Source organism: Pseudomonas sp. (assembly GCF_028293835.1).
In the GTDB taxonomy this organism is placed as follows: domain Bacteria; phylum Pseudomonadota; class Gammaproteobacteria; order Pseudomonadales; family Pseudomonadaceae; genus Aquipseudomonas.
Window position 1 is genome coordinate 1 of record NZ_JAQGNX010000127.1, and the last position, 15,275, is coordinate 15,275.

General features: G+C 57.2%; 9 protein-coding genes and 1 pseudogene. 1 reads left to right on the forward strand and 9 read right to left on the reverse strand.

The window, feature by feature from the left end:
• Positions 1-440, forward strand: a pseudogene (locus JWR17_RS17585) (dienelactone hydrolase); the annotation flags it as partial.
• Between the two features lie 28 nt (positions 441-468).
• Here JWR17_RS17585 and JWR17_RS17590 read toward each other — a convergent pair.
• From JWR17_RS17590 to JWR17_RS17630, 9 genes are all read right to left on the reverse strand, one after another.
• Positions 469-1,227, reverse strand: a complete 759-nt coding sequence (locus JWR17_RS17590; RefSeq protein ID WP_299833221.1) for a PIG-L family deacetylase — start codon at positions 1,225-1,227, stop codon at positions 469-471.
• A gap of 90 nt (positions 1,228-1,317) precedes the next feature.
• A complete protein-coding gene (glgX, locus tag JWR17_RS17595) occupies positions 1,318-3,522 on the reverse strand; it encodes a glycogen debranching protein GlgX (protein WP_299833222.1) in 2,205 nt (734 codons plus the stop codon).
• Positions 3,523-3,680: 158 nt separating this feature from the next.
• Positions 3,681-4,049 carry a DUF2934 domain-containing protein gene (locus JWR17_RS17600; RefSeq protein WP_299833223.1) on the reverse strand — a complete coding sequence of 123 codons (369 nt, stop codon included), beginning with the start codon at positions 4,047-4,049 and terminating at the stop codon, positions 3,681-3,683.
• A 17-nt stretch (positions 4,050-4,066) separates the two neighbouring features.
• Entirely contained in the window at positions 4,067-6,859 is a 2,793-nt protein-coding gene (locus JWR17_RS17605) for a malto-oligosyltrehalose synthase (RefSeq protein ID WP_299833224.1), read from the reverse strand.
• On the reverse strand, positions 6,856-8,934 hold the full coding sequence (gene malQ, locus JWR17_RS17610; protein ID WP_299833225.1) for a 4-alpha-glucanotransferase: 2,079 nt from the start codon (positions 8,932-8,934) through the stop codon (positions 6,856-6,858). The genes JWR17_RS17605 and malQ overlap by 4 nt, the downstream gene beginning before the upstream one ends.
• Complete coding sequence (treZ, locus tag JWR17_RS17615) at positions 8,927-10,738, reverse strand: malto-oligosyltrehalose trehalohydrolase (protein WP_299833226.1); 1,812 nt, start codon at positions 10,736-10,738, stop codon at positions 8,927-8,929. The genes malQ and treZ overlap by 8 nt, the downstream gene beginning before the upstream one ends.
• Before the next feature lie 14 nt (positions 10,739-10,752).
• Positions 10,753-12,339: a glycogen synthase GlgA gene (gene glgA / locus JWR17_RS17620; RefSeq protein WP_299833227.1), complete on the reverse strand. Its 1,587-nt coding sequence runs from the start codon at positions 12,337-12,339 to the stop codon at positions 10,753-10,755.
• Between the two features lie 607 nt (positions 12,340-12,946).
• Complete coding sequence (locus JWR17_RS17625) at positions 12,947-14,689, reverse strand: phosphoethanolamine transferase CptA (protein ID WP_299833228.1); 1,743 nt, start codon at positions 14,687-14,689, stop codon at positions 12,947-12,949.
• A 260-nt stretch (positions 14,690-14,949) separates the two neighbouring features.
• Positions 14,950-15,126 carry a DUF6026 family protein gene (locus JWR17_RS17630; protein ID WP_299833230.1) on the reverse strand — a complete coding sequence of 59 codons (177 nt, stop codon included), beginning with the start codon at positions 15,124-15,126 and terminating at the stop codon, positions 14,950-14,952.
• Between the last annotated feature and the right edge of the window lie 149 nt (positions 15,127-15,275).

The following is a 15,275-nucleotide window of genomic DNA, read 5'->3' on the forward strand; positions in this document are numbered from 1 at the left end:
CTTGCAAGACCCGAGGCGAATTGGTTGCCGATCGGGACGACCTGCGCGCCGAGGCTGATCCTCGGGTCGGCGCTTTGATGCTCATGGCGCCGCTGAGTTTGATGTTCGGTCGCCAGGCGCTGGCCGATGTGCATGTGCCGGTGCTGATGTATAGCGGCGACGGCGACCAACTGGTCGCACTGGATAAAAACGCTGAGGCGCTGGCGCGTAAACTACCTAACGCACCGGATTTCAAGCTGCTGCCGGGCGCTGGGCACTTCGTGTTTCTTGCGCCGTGCACGGATGAACAGCGGGCGACACAAGCCATCCTGTGCACCGACGCCGAAGGCGTAGACCGGGTCGATATCCACCGTAACCTCACCGCTGACGCCGCACGTTTCTTTGCTGAAACCATCGGGCAACCAAGCCGGGCCGGGATGCAAACTGCGCATCAGGAGTGAATGGAGAGCTCCCTGCAGTAACCCCAGCTCACAAGAACACTACTTCAAAGGGCTGTAACAAGCGCTCTAACACAGTGGCAGTCAGCACAGGAGAGAGGCTGATGTCCGGATCGCCCTGTAGGGGGTTGGCAAACGCGTCTGCCGCATGGCGTTTGCGCGCAATGGTCATCGGGTCAAGCAGGATTTTGCGGGCACGTTGCCAAGGGATTGATTCATCCTCCGGCTGAGCCCAGTGCCACGTCCATAGGGGAACCTGATAACACTGCGCACCGGCGTTCCGTGCGGCCTGCAGAGCCGCGCGACCGACCGCTTCATTATCGCTACGGCCATCTAGCTCCCAGGTTACGAATACCACGTCGGTGGGGCGCAGCTGGTACTCAATAAACAGGCTCAGCGCCTGTTCCTCCCGGGCGACGGCGCTGTCGCTGAAACCACCACGGACCCATTGCACGCTATCCAAGGGCAGGTCGAGGCGCTGCAGCGCTTCGCTGGACGCTTTCGGCCGTACTGCCGCCACACGCTCTGTAGGCCATGTAGTGGAACCGGGCTGGCTGGGATCGCCATCAATGATCGAAATGAGCTGCATGGTGCGTCCCAGTTGCCCCAACTGTTGCATCAAGCCGCCAAAGCCCACCACTTGGTCATCAGGGTGCGGCGCCACAATGACCGCACGCGAACTGACCGGGACCAGTATTTCGGCACTAATAACCGGCAGTTGTGCCAGATGTGTGGAGTGATCCCATGCGTGCAGCGAAGTACCCTCACCAAGAATCAATTTTTCGCTCATAAACCCCACGTCCTTGCCAGCACTCACCCGGCGCTTTGGCATCGGCATCACCGTGCTTGCGCCAGCTGAGGTATTCGCTAAGCGCCTAGGTCAGGCTTGCTCTTCGTGGTGCAGTTCAAACAACAACAGAGAGCGTGCGGTCACTGCGTAATCGGTTCCGAAGGGCAGTTGCTCTTTACCGCGGATGTCGGGCTGGTTGGTATCGATCAGGCACGTCCAGTGAAAACCCTCAGCCACTTCCGGCAACTTGAAATTGACCATGTCATGGTGCGAATTGACCACCAGCATCAACGTGGCATCGGCCCCAGGGCGACGAATGCCGGTAACTTGCGCCCGGCCGTCCATCAGCATGCCAAGGCAGCGGCCATTGGCGTCTTCCCACTGCTCTATGGTCATTTCGTTACCGTCTGGTGCGAGCCAGGTGACGTCCTTGACGCCGATTTCTTCGTTGTACTCGCCGACCAGGAAACGTCCGCGACGAAGAATCGGATAGGTTTTACGTAACTTGATCAGACGGCGAACAAATTTCAGCAGGGATTTGCCGTCTTCGTCCAGGTCCCAGTTGACCCAACCGATTTCGCTGTCTTGGCAATAGGCGTTGTTATTGCCGTGCTGGGTGCGGGCGAACTCGTCGCCGGCGACTAGCATTGGCGTGCCTTGGGCGAACAGCAACGTGGCGAAGAAGTTGCGCATCTGCCGTAAGCGCAGAGCGTTGATTTCCGGATCATCGGTGGGGCCTTCAACACCGTGGTTCCATGACAGGTTGTTATTACTGCCGTCCTGGTTGTTTTCGTCGTTGTCTTCGTTGTGCTTGTCGTTATAAGACACAAGGTCGTGCAGGGTAAAACCGTCGTGGGCGGTGATGAAGTTGACTGAGGCGAATGTGCTGCGGCCACGTTGGTTGAACATCTGCCCGGACGCGGTCATGCGTGCTGCGAAATCAGACAATTGAGCCTCATCGCCTTTCCAGAATGCGCGCACGGTGTCGCGGAATTTGTCGTTCCATTCCATCCAGCCCGGCGGGAAACCACCCACCTGGTATCCGCCGGGACCGCAATCCCAAGGCTCGGCGATCATCTTCACCTGGCGCAATATCGGGTCTTGGCGGCAAGCCACGAGGAAACTGTGGCGTTCATCAAAACCATCATGGTAACGGCCGAGAATGGTTGCCAAGTCGAAACGGAAACCGTCGACGTGCATTTCGGTGGCCCAGTAACGCAAGGAATCAGTGACCATCTGCAGGACGCACGGGTGGCTCAAGTCCAAGGTGTTACCGGTGCCGGAATCGTTGATGTAGAAACGTTTGTCATCAGGCATCAGACGGTAGTACGAGACGTTATCGATGCCACGCATCGACAGGGTAGGACCGAGCTCGTTGCCTTCAGCCGTGTGGTTGTACACCACGTCGAGGATTGCTTCCAATCCGGCTTCGTGCAGGTGCGCGATCATCTCCTTGAACTCAGCGATTTTGCCGCTAGCCAGATAACGTGGATCCGGTGCAAAAAAGGCGATGCTGTTGTAGCCCCAATAATTGGTCATGCCCTTTTGCAACAGGTGCTGGTCATTGACAAACGCATGGATGGGCAGCAACTCCACGGAGGTCACGCCCAGTGAGCGGATGTGCTCGATGACTTCGTCGTTTCTCAACCCGGCGAACGTCCCGCGCAGCTCCTCGGGAACGGCCGGGTGGCGCATGGTGAATCCGCGGACATGGGTCTCGTATATGATGGTTTTGTCCCACGGCACGCTGACACGGTGATCGCGGCCCCAGGTGTAAGCAGGGTCGATGACTTTGCTTTTCGGCACAAAGGGCGCGCTGTCGCGCTCGTCGAAACTAAGGTCGCCGTCTTCATGACCAATGGTGTAGCCAAAGAGTGCCTCCGACCATTTCAGCTCGCCGACCAGCTGTTTCGCATAGGGGTCGATCAACAGTTTGTTGTGGTTAAAGCGATGACCGTTTTGCGGGTCATAAGGACCATAAACCCGGTAGCCATAGATCAACCCAGGGTGGGCGTCGGGCAAGTAGCCATGGAAAATCTCATCGGTGTATTCAGGCAGCTCGATGCGCTCGAGTTCCACTTCACCGGTTGAATCAAACAGGCACAGCTCAACTTTAGTGGCGTTCGCCGAGAACAGCGCGAAGTTCACCCCCAAACCGTCCCAGTTAGCGCCAAGCGGGAAGGGCAGGCCTTCGCGTATGCGCGAGGTGACTTGTGCTATATCTGCGCTTTCTAGCGCCGATTTGTCAGACTCTTTTGCAGCCTTGTCTTTAGTAGGTGCTTGTTGCGTACTCATAACGTTTCCTGTGCATTAATGCTTTCTGGAGAGCGGCCGAAATCTTCACCGCGGCCATGGGCGCCTCGGTGTGGAGTTAATCTTCAGTTAGAACTACTGCAGGCAGTAATCGGTAATGAGCCGATGCCTGCAGTAATACACTTCTTGGCGACGAACAGTCAGGTCGCAGATGGCTTGCGCGGTGCGCGGGCTTTTTTCGCCGAGGGCGCTACCGGTGCAGCCACTGGGGTGGATTGTGCAGCCGGTGCCGCTTTAACTGCCGGCTTTGCAGCTGCTTTGGCCACAGGCTTGGCAGTGGCTTTGGCGGCTGGCTTGGAAGCTACGGATGTCGCGTCTGCCGCACCGTCGACCTTAGGCAGCTTAGGTTTGGCCGTCTTGCGTACATCTTTCTTGTCGGGCGCCAGAGCTTCGGCTTCAGCCAGTTTGCGAGCCATTTCCCAATGGCGTTCTTCCTCGCCCTCAGGTTGCCCTTCTGACTCCCAGATTTGGTACGCAAAATCCCGAATACGTTTCTCGTCGGCACTCATCTCGGCACTCCCAGGTATTACACAGTTTGAATAATCAGGTTTACAGAAAACGTGTCGAGCGCTGCACTGAGCAGCAGCTCCTTATCGGTTGAGACTGCCACCTCGGAAAAAAGTCCCTTCCAGCGATGGCCCGTCTCGGCGAACGGTACTACCACTCGCGTATCACCCCAACTTTCTGCATTGATCAATGGAGTTTGCGCGGTGCCCAATAGTTCATTGATTAATCGCGGTGCGATGACAACAACATACTTTCCTTCACGTTCCCGTGCGAACGCGACGACGTGTTCGGCCTGTGCACCAAGCACCTGCAACGGTATATAACGACCGCGACTGAACACCTCAGAGTGCTCTGCTCGAACCGTTAATACGCGGTGAATCAACACCTGCTTGATCCGTCCATCTTGCCAGCTCTCGATCAACGCTTGCGGGGTCAGGGCTTGCGTCAAGGCTTCGACCCGGGCGGGGTAATCCACGGGGCGCCGGTTGTCGGGGTCGACCAACGTAAAGTCCCAGAACTCAGTGCCCTGGTACAAATCCGGTACGCCGGGTGCGGTGATCCGCAGCATCGTCTGGGTCAGGCTGTTGACAGCACCGGCGGCGGCGATGCGATTGGCGGTGGCACCCACCGATTGACGCAGGGCCAGTCCCTCCGGTGCCAGTAGCAGGGCTTTGAGAAATGCTCGGCATGCGCTTTCATAGGGTTCGTTGGGCGCGCTCCAGCTACTTTGCAGTTTGGCCTCGCGCAGTGCTTTTTCCTGCCATTTAACCAGGCGCTCGGCATACGCTTCGAATGCCGGCTCGCCTTCCATGTTCAGTGGCCAACTGCCGATCAATGCTTGATAGAGCATCAACTCGTCACCGGCACTGATACTGACCTCGGCGCTTTTCAGCGGTGCGGCCAACTGTCGCCAATGCTCGACTTGTTCGGCGTACCAACCGGCGCACTCACTTAATACCGCGAGCCGGGCACGGGTGTCTTCACCGCGTTTGTGATCATGAGTCGCGGTGGCCAACAGATTGTCCGGGAAAAATTCGACCCGGCGTTGACAGGCGTCATGGAAGCTTTTGATCGGGGCGCTGAAGTGCTGAGGATGGAAACCAACGTCGTTGCGTGACAGCAACACAGCGGACCGATAAAACGAGGTGTCTTCAACGGATTTCGCGGCCACCGGCGACGTCAGTTGCTGAAAACGTACGCAGGCATTGCGGTGAATCTTGCGCAAACGTCCCAACGGCAATTGACGCCAGGGTTGACCACCCAACCAGCGTTGCAAGTAATTCAATACCGGCCAATCGGCCTCGCCTAGGCTAAGTCGTGCGCCTTCCAGCGCTTGCTGGAAAAACCGGTCATCTTCAGCGGAGCGACCACACGCACTGATGTAGGTACGGTAAATCGGAAAGTTCACGATCAATGCCAATAACGCCCGGCGAATCGCGCCGAAGGTCAAATCCCGGCTCATCAGATCACTGCGGGCCACCTGCAGCAGTGCCTGGGCAACGCTCTCAAAATCGCCAGCCAACGTTCCGTGCAGCACCAAGTCCCGGGCTTCCAGAACTTCTTGGTTAAAGTCGGCGGTGCGCTCGCTGAGCCGATTCCACAATTCGCCCAGAGGCACTTCACCTTGAGGGTCGTGTTGCAGCAATGACACCTGGTTCATGAACTCATAACCGGTGGTGCCATCAACGCCCCAGTCCAGCGCCAGTTGTTCATCCGGGCCGAGAATTTTCTCGACGAAGATCGGCACATGGCTCAGTTGGGTTGCAGGGGGACGTTTCGCCAGCAGGCCCTCGACTCGCCGCCGCAGCTTGCGGCAGTAACCGCGCGGATCGGCGAGGCCGTCGATATGATCGATGCGTAGGCCGTCTACAAGGCCCTCGCTGATCATTTCGAAGATTTTTCCATGGGTAGCCTCGAACACATTCGGTCGCTCGACACGCAGTCCGCCCAGTTCGTTGATGTCGAAAAAACGCCGCCAGTTGATATCGTCGCCCGCCGTACGCCAACTGGCCAAACGGTAGTGCTGACGTTCGAGTAGCTGGTGTAAGCGTTCGAAGCCGTCGGGCTCGCTGGAATCAAAGTGCTTCAGTCCCCCTTCGATGGCTTGCTTGATGTCCGGCTGCAGTGCCAGATCAGCCAGTTCGGCACGGGCTTGTCGCGCACGTTCGTAAGCCTGTGGGTACTGGTCAAGCGCGGTGAAGCGTTGAGCCAGTTCACTGAGCGCCGGGGATTGGGCCGCCTCCAGTAGCGAGCCAAAACAGCCCGGATTAATGGGGAAGCGATGCTGGTAGTGCTCGATGTAAAACGAACCCTGCGCCGGGTCGAAGCGCAGCGGAATCTCACCCGCTTGCAGCACGGCGCCGTAGTCACTGCTGAGGAATGGCAGCAGCAGTTGGCCTTCCAGCAGGGGGTCGGGCGAATGCCATTGGATGTCGAAGAAATCTGCGTAGGGACTGCGGCGACCCCATTCCAGCAAATCCAGCCACCACGGGTTGTCCGCACCGCCGACGGCCATATGGTTGGACACGATGTCGAGAATCAGGCCCATGCCGTGTTCGCGCAAGGCGCTGACCAGGCGCCGCAGTGCCGGTTCGCCGCCGAGCTCCGGATTGATCACCCTTGGATCGACGACGTCGTAACCGTGCATTGAACCGGCGCGCGCCTTAAGCAGCGGCGAGGCGTAGACGTGGCTGATGCCCAGGCTCGCAAAATAAGGCACCAGGGGCACCGCGTCGTCTAGGGTAAAGTCCTTGTGAAATTGCAGGCGTTGGGTGGCGCGCAGGGGTTGCAACGGCTTGATTGGCGTATTCATTGGTCACGCTCTGTGGCTTGCAGGCGTGACTGAGAAAGCAACTCTAAACGGCGAGCGGCGGTTTCATCGTCAAGCAATTTCGCGCTGTCGCCGGGTAAACGCCGGCGCCAATTGGGGTGACTGTCGGTGGTTCCCGGCAAGTTCGCTTGTTCGTGGATGCCTAAGGCGTCTTCCATGGGCAGCAGCACCAGCGGTGCGCGGGTATGGCCGAGGTAGCGCACGCTTGCGTCAATCACCTGCTCGCATTCGCTGAGGCGGTCACGGAAATTGGCGTGATCCTGTCGCAAGGCATGATGCAGACCTTCGCGTTCCCGTTGGCGATTGCCACGGGCCTGCTGCTCGGTATATTCGTCGATCAGGCCCAGCTCCCGACTGCAGTCGATATCCACTTCATTCCACCAGCCGGTGAGGGTTGGCAGGTCATGGGTGCTGGTAGTGGCCAAGGCTTCGTCGGACCATTTCAAAACCGGTTTGAAGTGCGCGTTGTCCTGTTCGAACAGCAGTACGCGCATGCCGAGAATGGCCCGAGCCGACAGTTTGTCATGCATGCCTTCAGGCACAGTGCCAAGGTCTTCACCCAGTACCACGGCTTTGTAACGCCAGGACTCCAAGGCCAGCAAGCGCAGCATGTCGTCCAGTGGGTAGTTCAAATAAGCGCCTTCGCTCGGCGGCGAGCCAACCGGCACGACCCACAAACGTTGCAGGCCCATCACGTGGTCGATGCGCAAGCCGCCGGCATGGGCGAAATTAGCCCGCAGCATTTCGATGAATGCGCGAAAACCATTCCTTTTCAATCCGTCGGGTGAGAATGCGGAGATACCCCAGCTTTGGCCGGAGCGATTGAGAACATCCGGTGGCGCACCCACGGTCAGGGACGACAACAGTTCGTCTTGTCGGCTCCACGCCTGGCTGCCAGCGCCGTCGGCACCCACCGCCAAATCCGCAATCAGTCCCACGCGCATGCCGCTGCTGCGTGCGGCGACTTGCGCACGTTCAAGTCCCCGTGCGATTAGCCATTGGGTAAACGCATGGAAGCGAATCTGCTCCGGGTGCTGCTGTGCAAACTCAGCAATGGCCGTGCCTTCAGGGTCCTTGAATTCTTCCGGCCATTCGCGCCAGTCAAGGCTCATTCCTCGGTCAACACACTCCGCCTGCAAGGCTTCGAAGCGGCAATGGTTTTCCAGCGCTTCGCCGCCGCTGTCGCAAAAACTCGCGAAGTCTTCACTGAGCGGATGGCTGCCATTGTTGAAGCTTTCAAACAGCGCATGCAGCAGTGTCCATTTGGCAGCGGCTGCTGCTGGCCAGTCGATCAGCGACAGCGCTTCGAGACGCTCGAACTCATCGGCCAGTTGCGTTTGCTCAATCGCCATGCGCACGTCCCGTTCTCCCAGGAGGGCACCGGGCGCCGCATACAAGCTATTCAGAAACAGGCGGCTGGAGGGCGAGTAGGGGCTGTAACGATGAGGGTCGCTGGCGAACATTGCGTGCATGGGGCTGATGGCCACGGCATCTGCGCCGCGCTCACCGGCGGCGCGAACGAACACTTCCAATGCTTGGGTATCACCGAAGCCTCCATCGCCCTGCCGGCGTAACGCATACAACTGCACGGTCAGACCCCAGACGCGAGGCCGGGCTGATTCAGTGGCCATGGCGATGCTGTAGCAGGTTTTTGGCGCTACGGCCAACGTCAGGCGCTGGCCCTCAATGATCAATTGCTGATAACCCACCGCAGCCAACGCAGGTAGCTGCGCCGTGTCGGTCAGTACTGCGTCGAGGGTGCCGCCGTCTTCGAGCTCCAGCACAAAGGCGGTGTTAGGCGCGAACCAGGCCGACAGGTCAAGGGTCTGCCCGTAATCGACGGTCAGCAGGGGCGGCGCGGCGCGTTGTTTTTCTGCATCGTCCAGGCGTTGCAGGCTGCATTCGATATCCTCGGCGCTATCGGCAGGGTAGCCGAGGCCGTCCAGGACTTTACACAATACGTTGGAGCTAACGGTCTGTGGTCGTCCGTTCGCATCGACCCAGTCGACTGACAGACCAGCGCGGGTAGCCAATCTCTGGAGTAGCTCATTACTCATCCTGTTCCTCCAACACATCGTTCTCTACCAGGCTGACAATAGCCGTGTAGGGATTGAGGGTGCCGTGGCGAGAAAGTTCTGCCGCATTTGGCAAAGTCTCAAAAACGACGGTGCCGTGCTCGGATGCAACAACCTTGACTGGATGTTCGCTCAAGTTGAGGTCGATGCGCAGTATTTGCCCATCACCCATTTGCCAACGTGCAATGACCGCGCCATGGCCCACTACAGTCGCGCCTAAAGGTCGCGCACCGAGCAGACGCGGCACGATGTGCTGATGCCTAAGCGCCAATAACCGGGTGTATAGCGCGAGCCATTGTTGGTGGTCGCTGCCTATATCGGTTTCGAGGAACACCACGTCAAATGCCGGACGTGACGCCTCGAAGGTGCTGTGAGCATTGGGGTCGGGAATGTGCTCGCGTTTTTCTTCGTCGGCAAACGCCGGAAAATCAGCGAATTCGGCACGACGACCTTCGCGCACTGCGTCGGCCAATTCGCCGTGATGGCTGGTGAAAAATAGAAAGGGTTCGCTGGCGCCCCATTCGTCACCCATGAACATCAACGGGATCATCGGCGACAGCAGTAACAGTGCGGTGGCTGCACGCAATGCTGGAGCGGGGGTCAATAACGGCAGTCGTTCGCCGTAAGCGCGGTTGCCGATCTGGTCGTGGTTTTGCAAAAACAGTACGAATGCACTGGGCGGCAAATGCCCGCTGGGTTCGCCGCGCTGATGACCGTGGCGGGTATTTTCCCCCTGGTAAACGAAGCCTTCACCCAGGCACCTGGCCAGTTTTTGCGTGGGCTCCTGGGTGAAGTCGGAGTAGTAGGCTTCGCTTTCACCGGTCAACAGTACGTGCAAGGTGTTATGGCCGTCGTCGTTCCATTGAGCATCAAAGCCCTCCGCTAACAGACTGGCCTCGTTATGCTCGTTCTCCAGGTTCAGCCATACCTGCCGCGGCGCCTCGACGTGATGCCGAACCTGCTGGGCAAACTCTTGAAGGAAAGTGGGGTCGTTGATGGCGTGGACAGCATCCAGACGTAGGCCGTCGAAGCGGTAGTCCAACAACCACATCAGAGCGTTATCGATGAAATAGTCGCGAACCTGCCGGCGGCGAAAATCGATGGATGAGCCCCACGGGGTTTTTATATCGTCGCGGAAGAAGCCCTTGGCATAATTGCCCAGGTAATTGCCGTCCGGGCCGAAGTGGTTGTAGACCACGTCGAGGATCACCATCAGGCCGTGGCTGTGGGCGGTATCAATGAGGTGCTTTAGTTGATCCGGAGTCCCATAAGAGGATTGCGGCGCATAAGGCAGAACGCCGTCGTAACCCCAGTTACGATCACCTGGAAATTGCGCCAACGGCATCAGCTCAATGGCAGTGATGCCCAGTTTGGCAAGATGTGGCAGGTGTTTTTCGACCTCGGCATAGCCGCCAAGCACCCCGACATGCAGTTCGTAGATAACCGCCTCATGCCATGGCCTTCCGGTCCAGGCTGTGTGTTGCCAGCGGTAGGCTGACGAATCGACCACCACACTGAAGGAATGCACACCGTCCGCTTGGGCTCTTGACGCTGGGTCAGGCACCTTAAGCTCATCATCGATGCGGAAGCGGTAGTGAGTGCCTGCCGGGCAGCGGACTTCCAGCACAAACCAGCCGTCCTTCTGTGGCAGCATCGCCACAGAAGACTGGTTTTCAAACTCAACGCTTACGTCGCGGGCATCCGGTGCCCAGAGGGCAAACCGGGTATGTTCTGCATCCATCAATACGGCGCCGTGGCGCCAGTTTTCATCCGTGCGCATTGGCATCCGTTCAACCCCTTCTAGAGATGGGCGATAGCACCCACGTTCTTTTTCAGTAGTTCTTGATAAAGCTCAGCATACGGCTCAACTGCTTGAGTCCAATTGAAAGGCGCCGCCATGGCGCGGCAGCGCATGGCATTAAGCAACTCGGGACTATTGAACACTTTGAACGCCCGATTGAGTGCCTCGGTGTAACTTTCGATGGTCGCGTCTTCAAACAAGAAGCCGGTGACGCCGTCTTCAATAGTGTCAGCCAGGCCACCGGTATTGCGTGCCACTGGCAATGAGCCAAACCGCTGCGCATACATCTGGCTCAAGCCACAGGGTTCATAGCGCGACGGCATCAATAAGAAGTCACTGCCAGCAAACATACGCCGGGCGTCAGTCTCGTTGAAGCCGACACGCACACTGACTTGACCGGGGAAGCGCAGGGCGAGTTCCCTCATTGACTCTTCTTCTTCCGGTTCACCACGACCGATGATTGCGATCTGGCCGCCGAGGTTGACAATGTGTTCAGCGACACCGATGGTCAGGTCTAGGCCTTTCTGGAAGACCAACCGTGATACCACGGCAAATAGCGGTCCCTGGGACGGCTCAAGTTCAAACAGCTCACGCACGTAGTCGGCGTTGATTTCCTTACGCTGCCATTCGTTGGGCTCAAAACGGCAAATCAAGTGCTCGTCAGTGGCTGCATCCCAACTGGCATCAATCCCGTTTGGAATCCCGCTCAACAGACCCTGCTCGGCTTTGCTCTGGAGAAAACCTTCCAGACCACAGCCGAATGTCGGGGTGGTTATCTCTTTAGCGTAAGTAGCGCTCACCGTGGTGATATGGCTCGCGTAAGCCATGCCCGCCTTGATAAAGGAGAGCTTGCCGTAGAATTCCATACCGTCGGTGCCCAATGCCTGGTCAGGAATACCCAGTTCACGGTTGCAGCCGGTACTCACCGTCCCTTGGTAAGCAAGGTTATGGATGGTGAAAATGCTTGGCGTAGTCTGGCCGCGCCATTTCATATAGGCAGGCGCCAGTCCGGCAGGCCAGTCGTGGGCATGAACCAGTTCAGGGCACCACTGGGTTTTAACCGAGCCCCCTGCAAAATCCGCAGCGGCAAGACCAAGGCGCGCGAAGCGAATGTGGTTGTCGGCCCAATCGCGACCATTCTTGTCGCCATACGGTGTGCCTTCGCGTTCATACAGCTCAGGACAAATCACCACATAGATAACCAGGCCGTCTTTCATGTCCATGCGACCGATCTTGCATGGAGGCAGCCCGGCATATCCGCTCAATTGACTAATAACGTGTATCGGGTTGCCGCTGTTGAGAACCTGTGGGTAGCCGGGAATCAGCACTCTGACATCGTGCAGGTGGCGCATCGCTCGCGGCAGTGCGGCAGACACATCGCCAAGACCTCCGGTTTTTACCAGGTCAGCCATTTCCGAAGTCACGAATAGAATCTTTCTTTTATTCGTCAGAGTAACCGTTGGCGAGGAAGTCGGCAGTTGCAGCAGTGGCGCGCTAGTCGAGGCGAAGATCGGCAGAGGGGTCAGCCCGCTTGCCGGCTGGTTGAAACTCTCTCCCTTCTGGGTTTGGACAGCGCCGCTAATCATCTTTCTCTCCCGTTAAATGCAGTGATTGGTGCAGCTTTGAATTTCTTGTAGGCCATATCCTATGGCGTCCACACAAGCGCTACGCAAGAACAGTACCCATTTACCGGATGCGTTATAGCTGGACAGGGGACAGAGCCTGAACTCGGGTTATGCCAATAGCTTAGGCTCTCTTTCATGATGACCCACCGTTGTCGTAGAAAGTTTCGAATATTTTTCCAAACGGGTCTGGAGCAGGGGTCGGGGCGTAGCTGACTGCTTTAGCGAAGGATATTACAAGGCATTTTTTGTGTGGAATGCGCTTTTATGGGGCGCGCACCTTGCCTGCCGGTGCTTCAGACCGTTGGTCTGATTGTTCTACAATGAAACAACACGACGATGAAGGGGCCAGAATAAGCTTCAACAAAATAAGCGGAAAGTCGGGTAAAAAACTGACGTGCATTTTATCGGTGCGCGGATAGTTCTAGTTGTACGGATTTGAACGGTTTTCGTGCGAGGGTTAAGGAGTGATTTATATCGGCTCAGGTACGTCAGGCGTATTGGCGATCAACAGAATATGTGGGTGTATTTGTATAATAAAAGGCCCACCAAGTGGGTGGGCCTTAAGCGCTTACTGGGCGACTACCTTCGCTACAGGGGGCGGGGGTGTGTTGCCGCGCATCAGACTGAAGTCAGTCAGGCCTTTCTGTGCGTAGGGGTCACCTATCAAGCGTGGGCGTTCTTTGAAGTCAAAACCCACCAGGCTCTTGGTACTGTCCAACTGATCAAAGCTCAAGCCCGCCAACTGCGCCCAGGTGTGGATCAGCGACGAACTGCTGAATGGCCGGCTCTTGATAGCGGAGAAGTCCCAGTTGTGGGTTTGGCGCCACTTCGGTGAGGCATACAGCATGAAGGGGATCGTATACATCGGTACGGTCGGGGCGGCCTCATTGCGGCCAAGCACATTGTATTTAGGGCCGTCATAGACGTCTTCGCCGTGGTCGGACAGGTACATCAAGAATCCGTTTGGGTCGGACTTGGCGTAGCTTTTAATCAGGCTAGACACCACGAAATCGTTATACAAGACTGCGTTGTCATAGGTGTTGTAGATCGGCACCTGGTCATCAGTGAGTGCCGCTGGCACGCCCGTCCGGTCGGTAAACTTGTCGAACGACTCGGGGTAGCGGTACTGGTAGCTCATATGGGTGCCCAGCAAATGGACGACGATGAATTTGCGCGGCGCCGGATCGTCAAGAACCTTGTTAAACGGTTCGATGACATCGCCATCGTACTGGCGCGCATTTTGGTTGCGGTTGTTGTTGAGGTAGACCTGCTCGTCGGTCTGTTCAGAGAACGTCGTGAGCATGGTGTTGCGCTTGGTCATGGTCTGCTGGTTGGTGATCCAGTAGGTCTTGTAACCGGCTTGCTTCATGACGCTAACGATCGACGGCGTTTTCAGGTAAAGGTCCGGGTCCTGTTCGTTGGCGAAGGTCAGCACCTGTTGCAGCGCTTCAATGGTGTAAGGCCGTGGGGTAATGACGTTATCAAATACCTGCAACTGGTCTTTCAGCGCGTCCAGGTTGGGCGTGGTCTCGCGGGGATAACCGTAGAGGCTCATGCGCTGGCGGTTGGTTGATTCGCCGATCACCAGCACCATGGTCGCTGGAAGATTGGCCTGTTGGTCCTTCAAGTTCGTCAGCGGCGGGATCTCGCTGCTGCTTTTAAGCATGCCTTGCATGCTGTTCAGCTGTTGGCCGTAACGGTGGTAAGCCACCAGCATTTGCCATGGCACCGCGGGCTCGACGCGAGTTTCAAAGCTTTCGAACGCTCCTGCCATGTCACCGTGCCGGTCTATCTGCTTGTAGAACGGCAGCACGATAAGCATGAACACGATGAACGCTGACGCGATCCAGGCCCTGCGGCGCGGCATTAGCACCGGGCGCAAGCGAGTCCAGAGGAATATCGCGAAAGCGGTGTGGGCCAGGAATGCCAGCAACATCCACCAGGCGAAATACTGGGTGATGTATTCGCCGGCTTCCGAGACGTTGGACTCGAACATGATAAAGATGACGCTTTGCGAGAACTCTTGCTGGTAGATGAAGAAGTAACCCAGGCTCGCCAGCGAACATAACCACAGCACGACGCCGATGACAGCAGCCATGACGCGGGTTTTAGAAGGGATCAACAACATTGGCACAAGCCACAGCGCGCTCATGACGAACGCCTGGCGGAAACCGGCAAAGCCTGAAGTCCCGGTCACTTGGATAAGCAGCTGGGTGATGCCGGAAAAATACCAAAAGAACACAAAGAGCCAGCACAGCCCGGCCCAGTCAAAACCTTTCGGGGACGTCTTACCCCGTTTGAAAATCGCCATCAAGCGCTCCAGCACATAAACCCGTGAGAATCCGGCGGCAAAAAGCCAGGCCGACTATCTCTTCACCCGAGAGCCGGGCCGTTTGAAAAGGGCGAGAAGTATAGCCGAGAGGACGTGAAGAAATCACATCAAGTGACGGGCGAGGGGAAAGGGGGCGGAACGTTAGTCAGTGTATCTGGTCCGAAGCAACAGTCTCGGCGCACAATGGCGCATGGGAAGGGGGCTCGAAGAAGACCTGCGAGCCGCCCGGACCGGTTAGCTCACTGACGCAGTGGGGGAATTGACTCAAGCGGCAGGGACGTTTGGAGCATGAGTGTTAGATGAGCAATTTTTTGCTGCAACTGTGCGTTTTCGTCCTTGAGCTGCCGCAACTCGTCACGGCGAATGCTCACGAACAGCGTTTGGGGTGGGAGTGCTGCCAGTAGGGTGGTGACCATTGCTTGCCTCGAAAAAAAGACGTGTATCGGCTCAGCGTCAGGCGTTTCGAGATTTTCAGGCTTCGTTGAAGCATGACTTTTCGTTTAGCCTACTGAGCTATCGGCGCGATTCTGGTTTCTTTTATACAAAATTGGAACTTTTTTATTTT

Excerpts from the sequence above, each read along its gene's own strand:
- JWR17_RS17590 (WP_299833221.1), bottom strand. The coding sequence starts at position 1,227 with ATGAGCGAAAAATTGATTCTTGGTGAGGGTACTTCGCTGCACGCATGG.
- glgX (WP_299833222.1), bottom strand. The coding sequence starts at position 3,522 with ATGAGTACGCAACAAGCACCTACTAAAGACAAGGCTGCAAAAGAGTCT.
- JWR17_RS17600 (WP_299833223.1), bottom strand. The coding sequence starts at position 4,049 with ATGAGTGCCGACGAGAAACGTATTCGGGATTTTGCGTACCAAATCTGG.
- JWR17_RS17605 (WP_299833224.1), bottom strand. The coding sequence starts at position 6,859 with ATGAATACGCCAATCAAGCCGTTGCAACCCCTGCGCGCCACCCAACGC.
- malQ (WP_299833225.1), bottom strand. The coding sequence starts at position 8,934 with ATGAGTAATGAGCTACTCCAGAGATTGGCTACCCGCGCTGGTCTGTCA.
- treZ (WP_299833226.1), bottom strand. The coding sequence starts at position 10,738 with ATGCCAATGCGCACGGATGAAAACTGGCGCCACGGCGCCGTATTGATG.
- glgA (WP_299833227.1), bottom strand. The coding sequence starts at position 12,339 with ATGATTAGCGGCGCTGTCCAAACCCAGAAGGGAGAGAGTTTCAACCAG.
- JWR17_RS17625 (WP_299833228.1), bottom strand. The coding sequence starts at position 14,689 with ATGGCGATTTTCAAACGGGGTAAGACGTCCCCGAAAGGTTTTGACTGG.
- JWR17_RS17630 (WP_299833230.1), bottom strand. The coding sequence starts at position 15,126 with ATGGTCACCACCCTACTGGCAGCACTCCCACCCCAAACGCTGTTCGTG.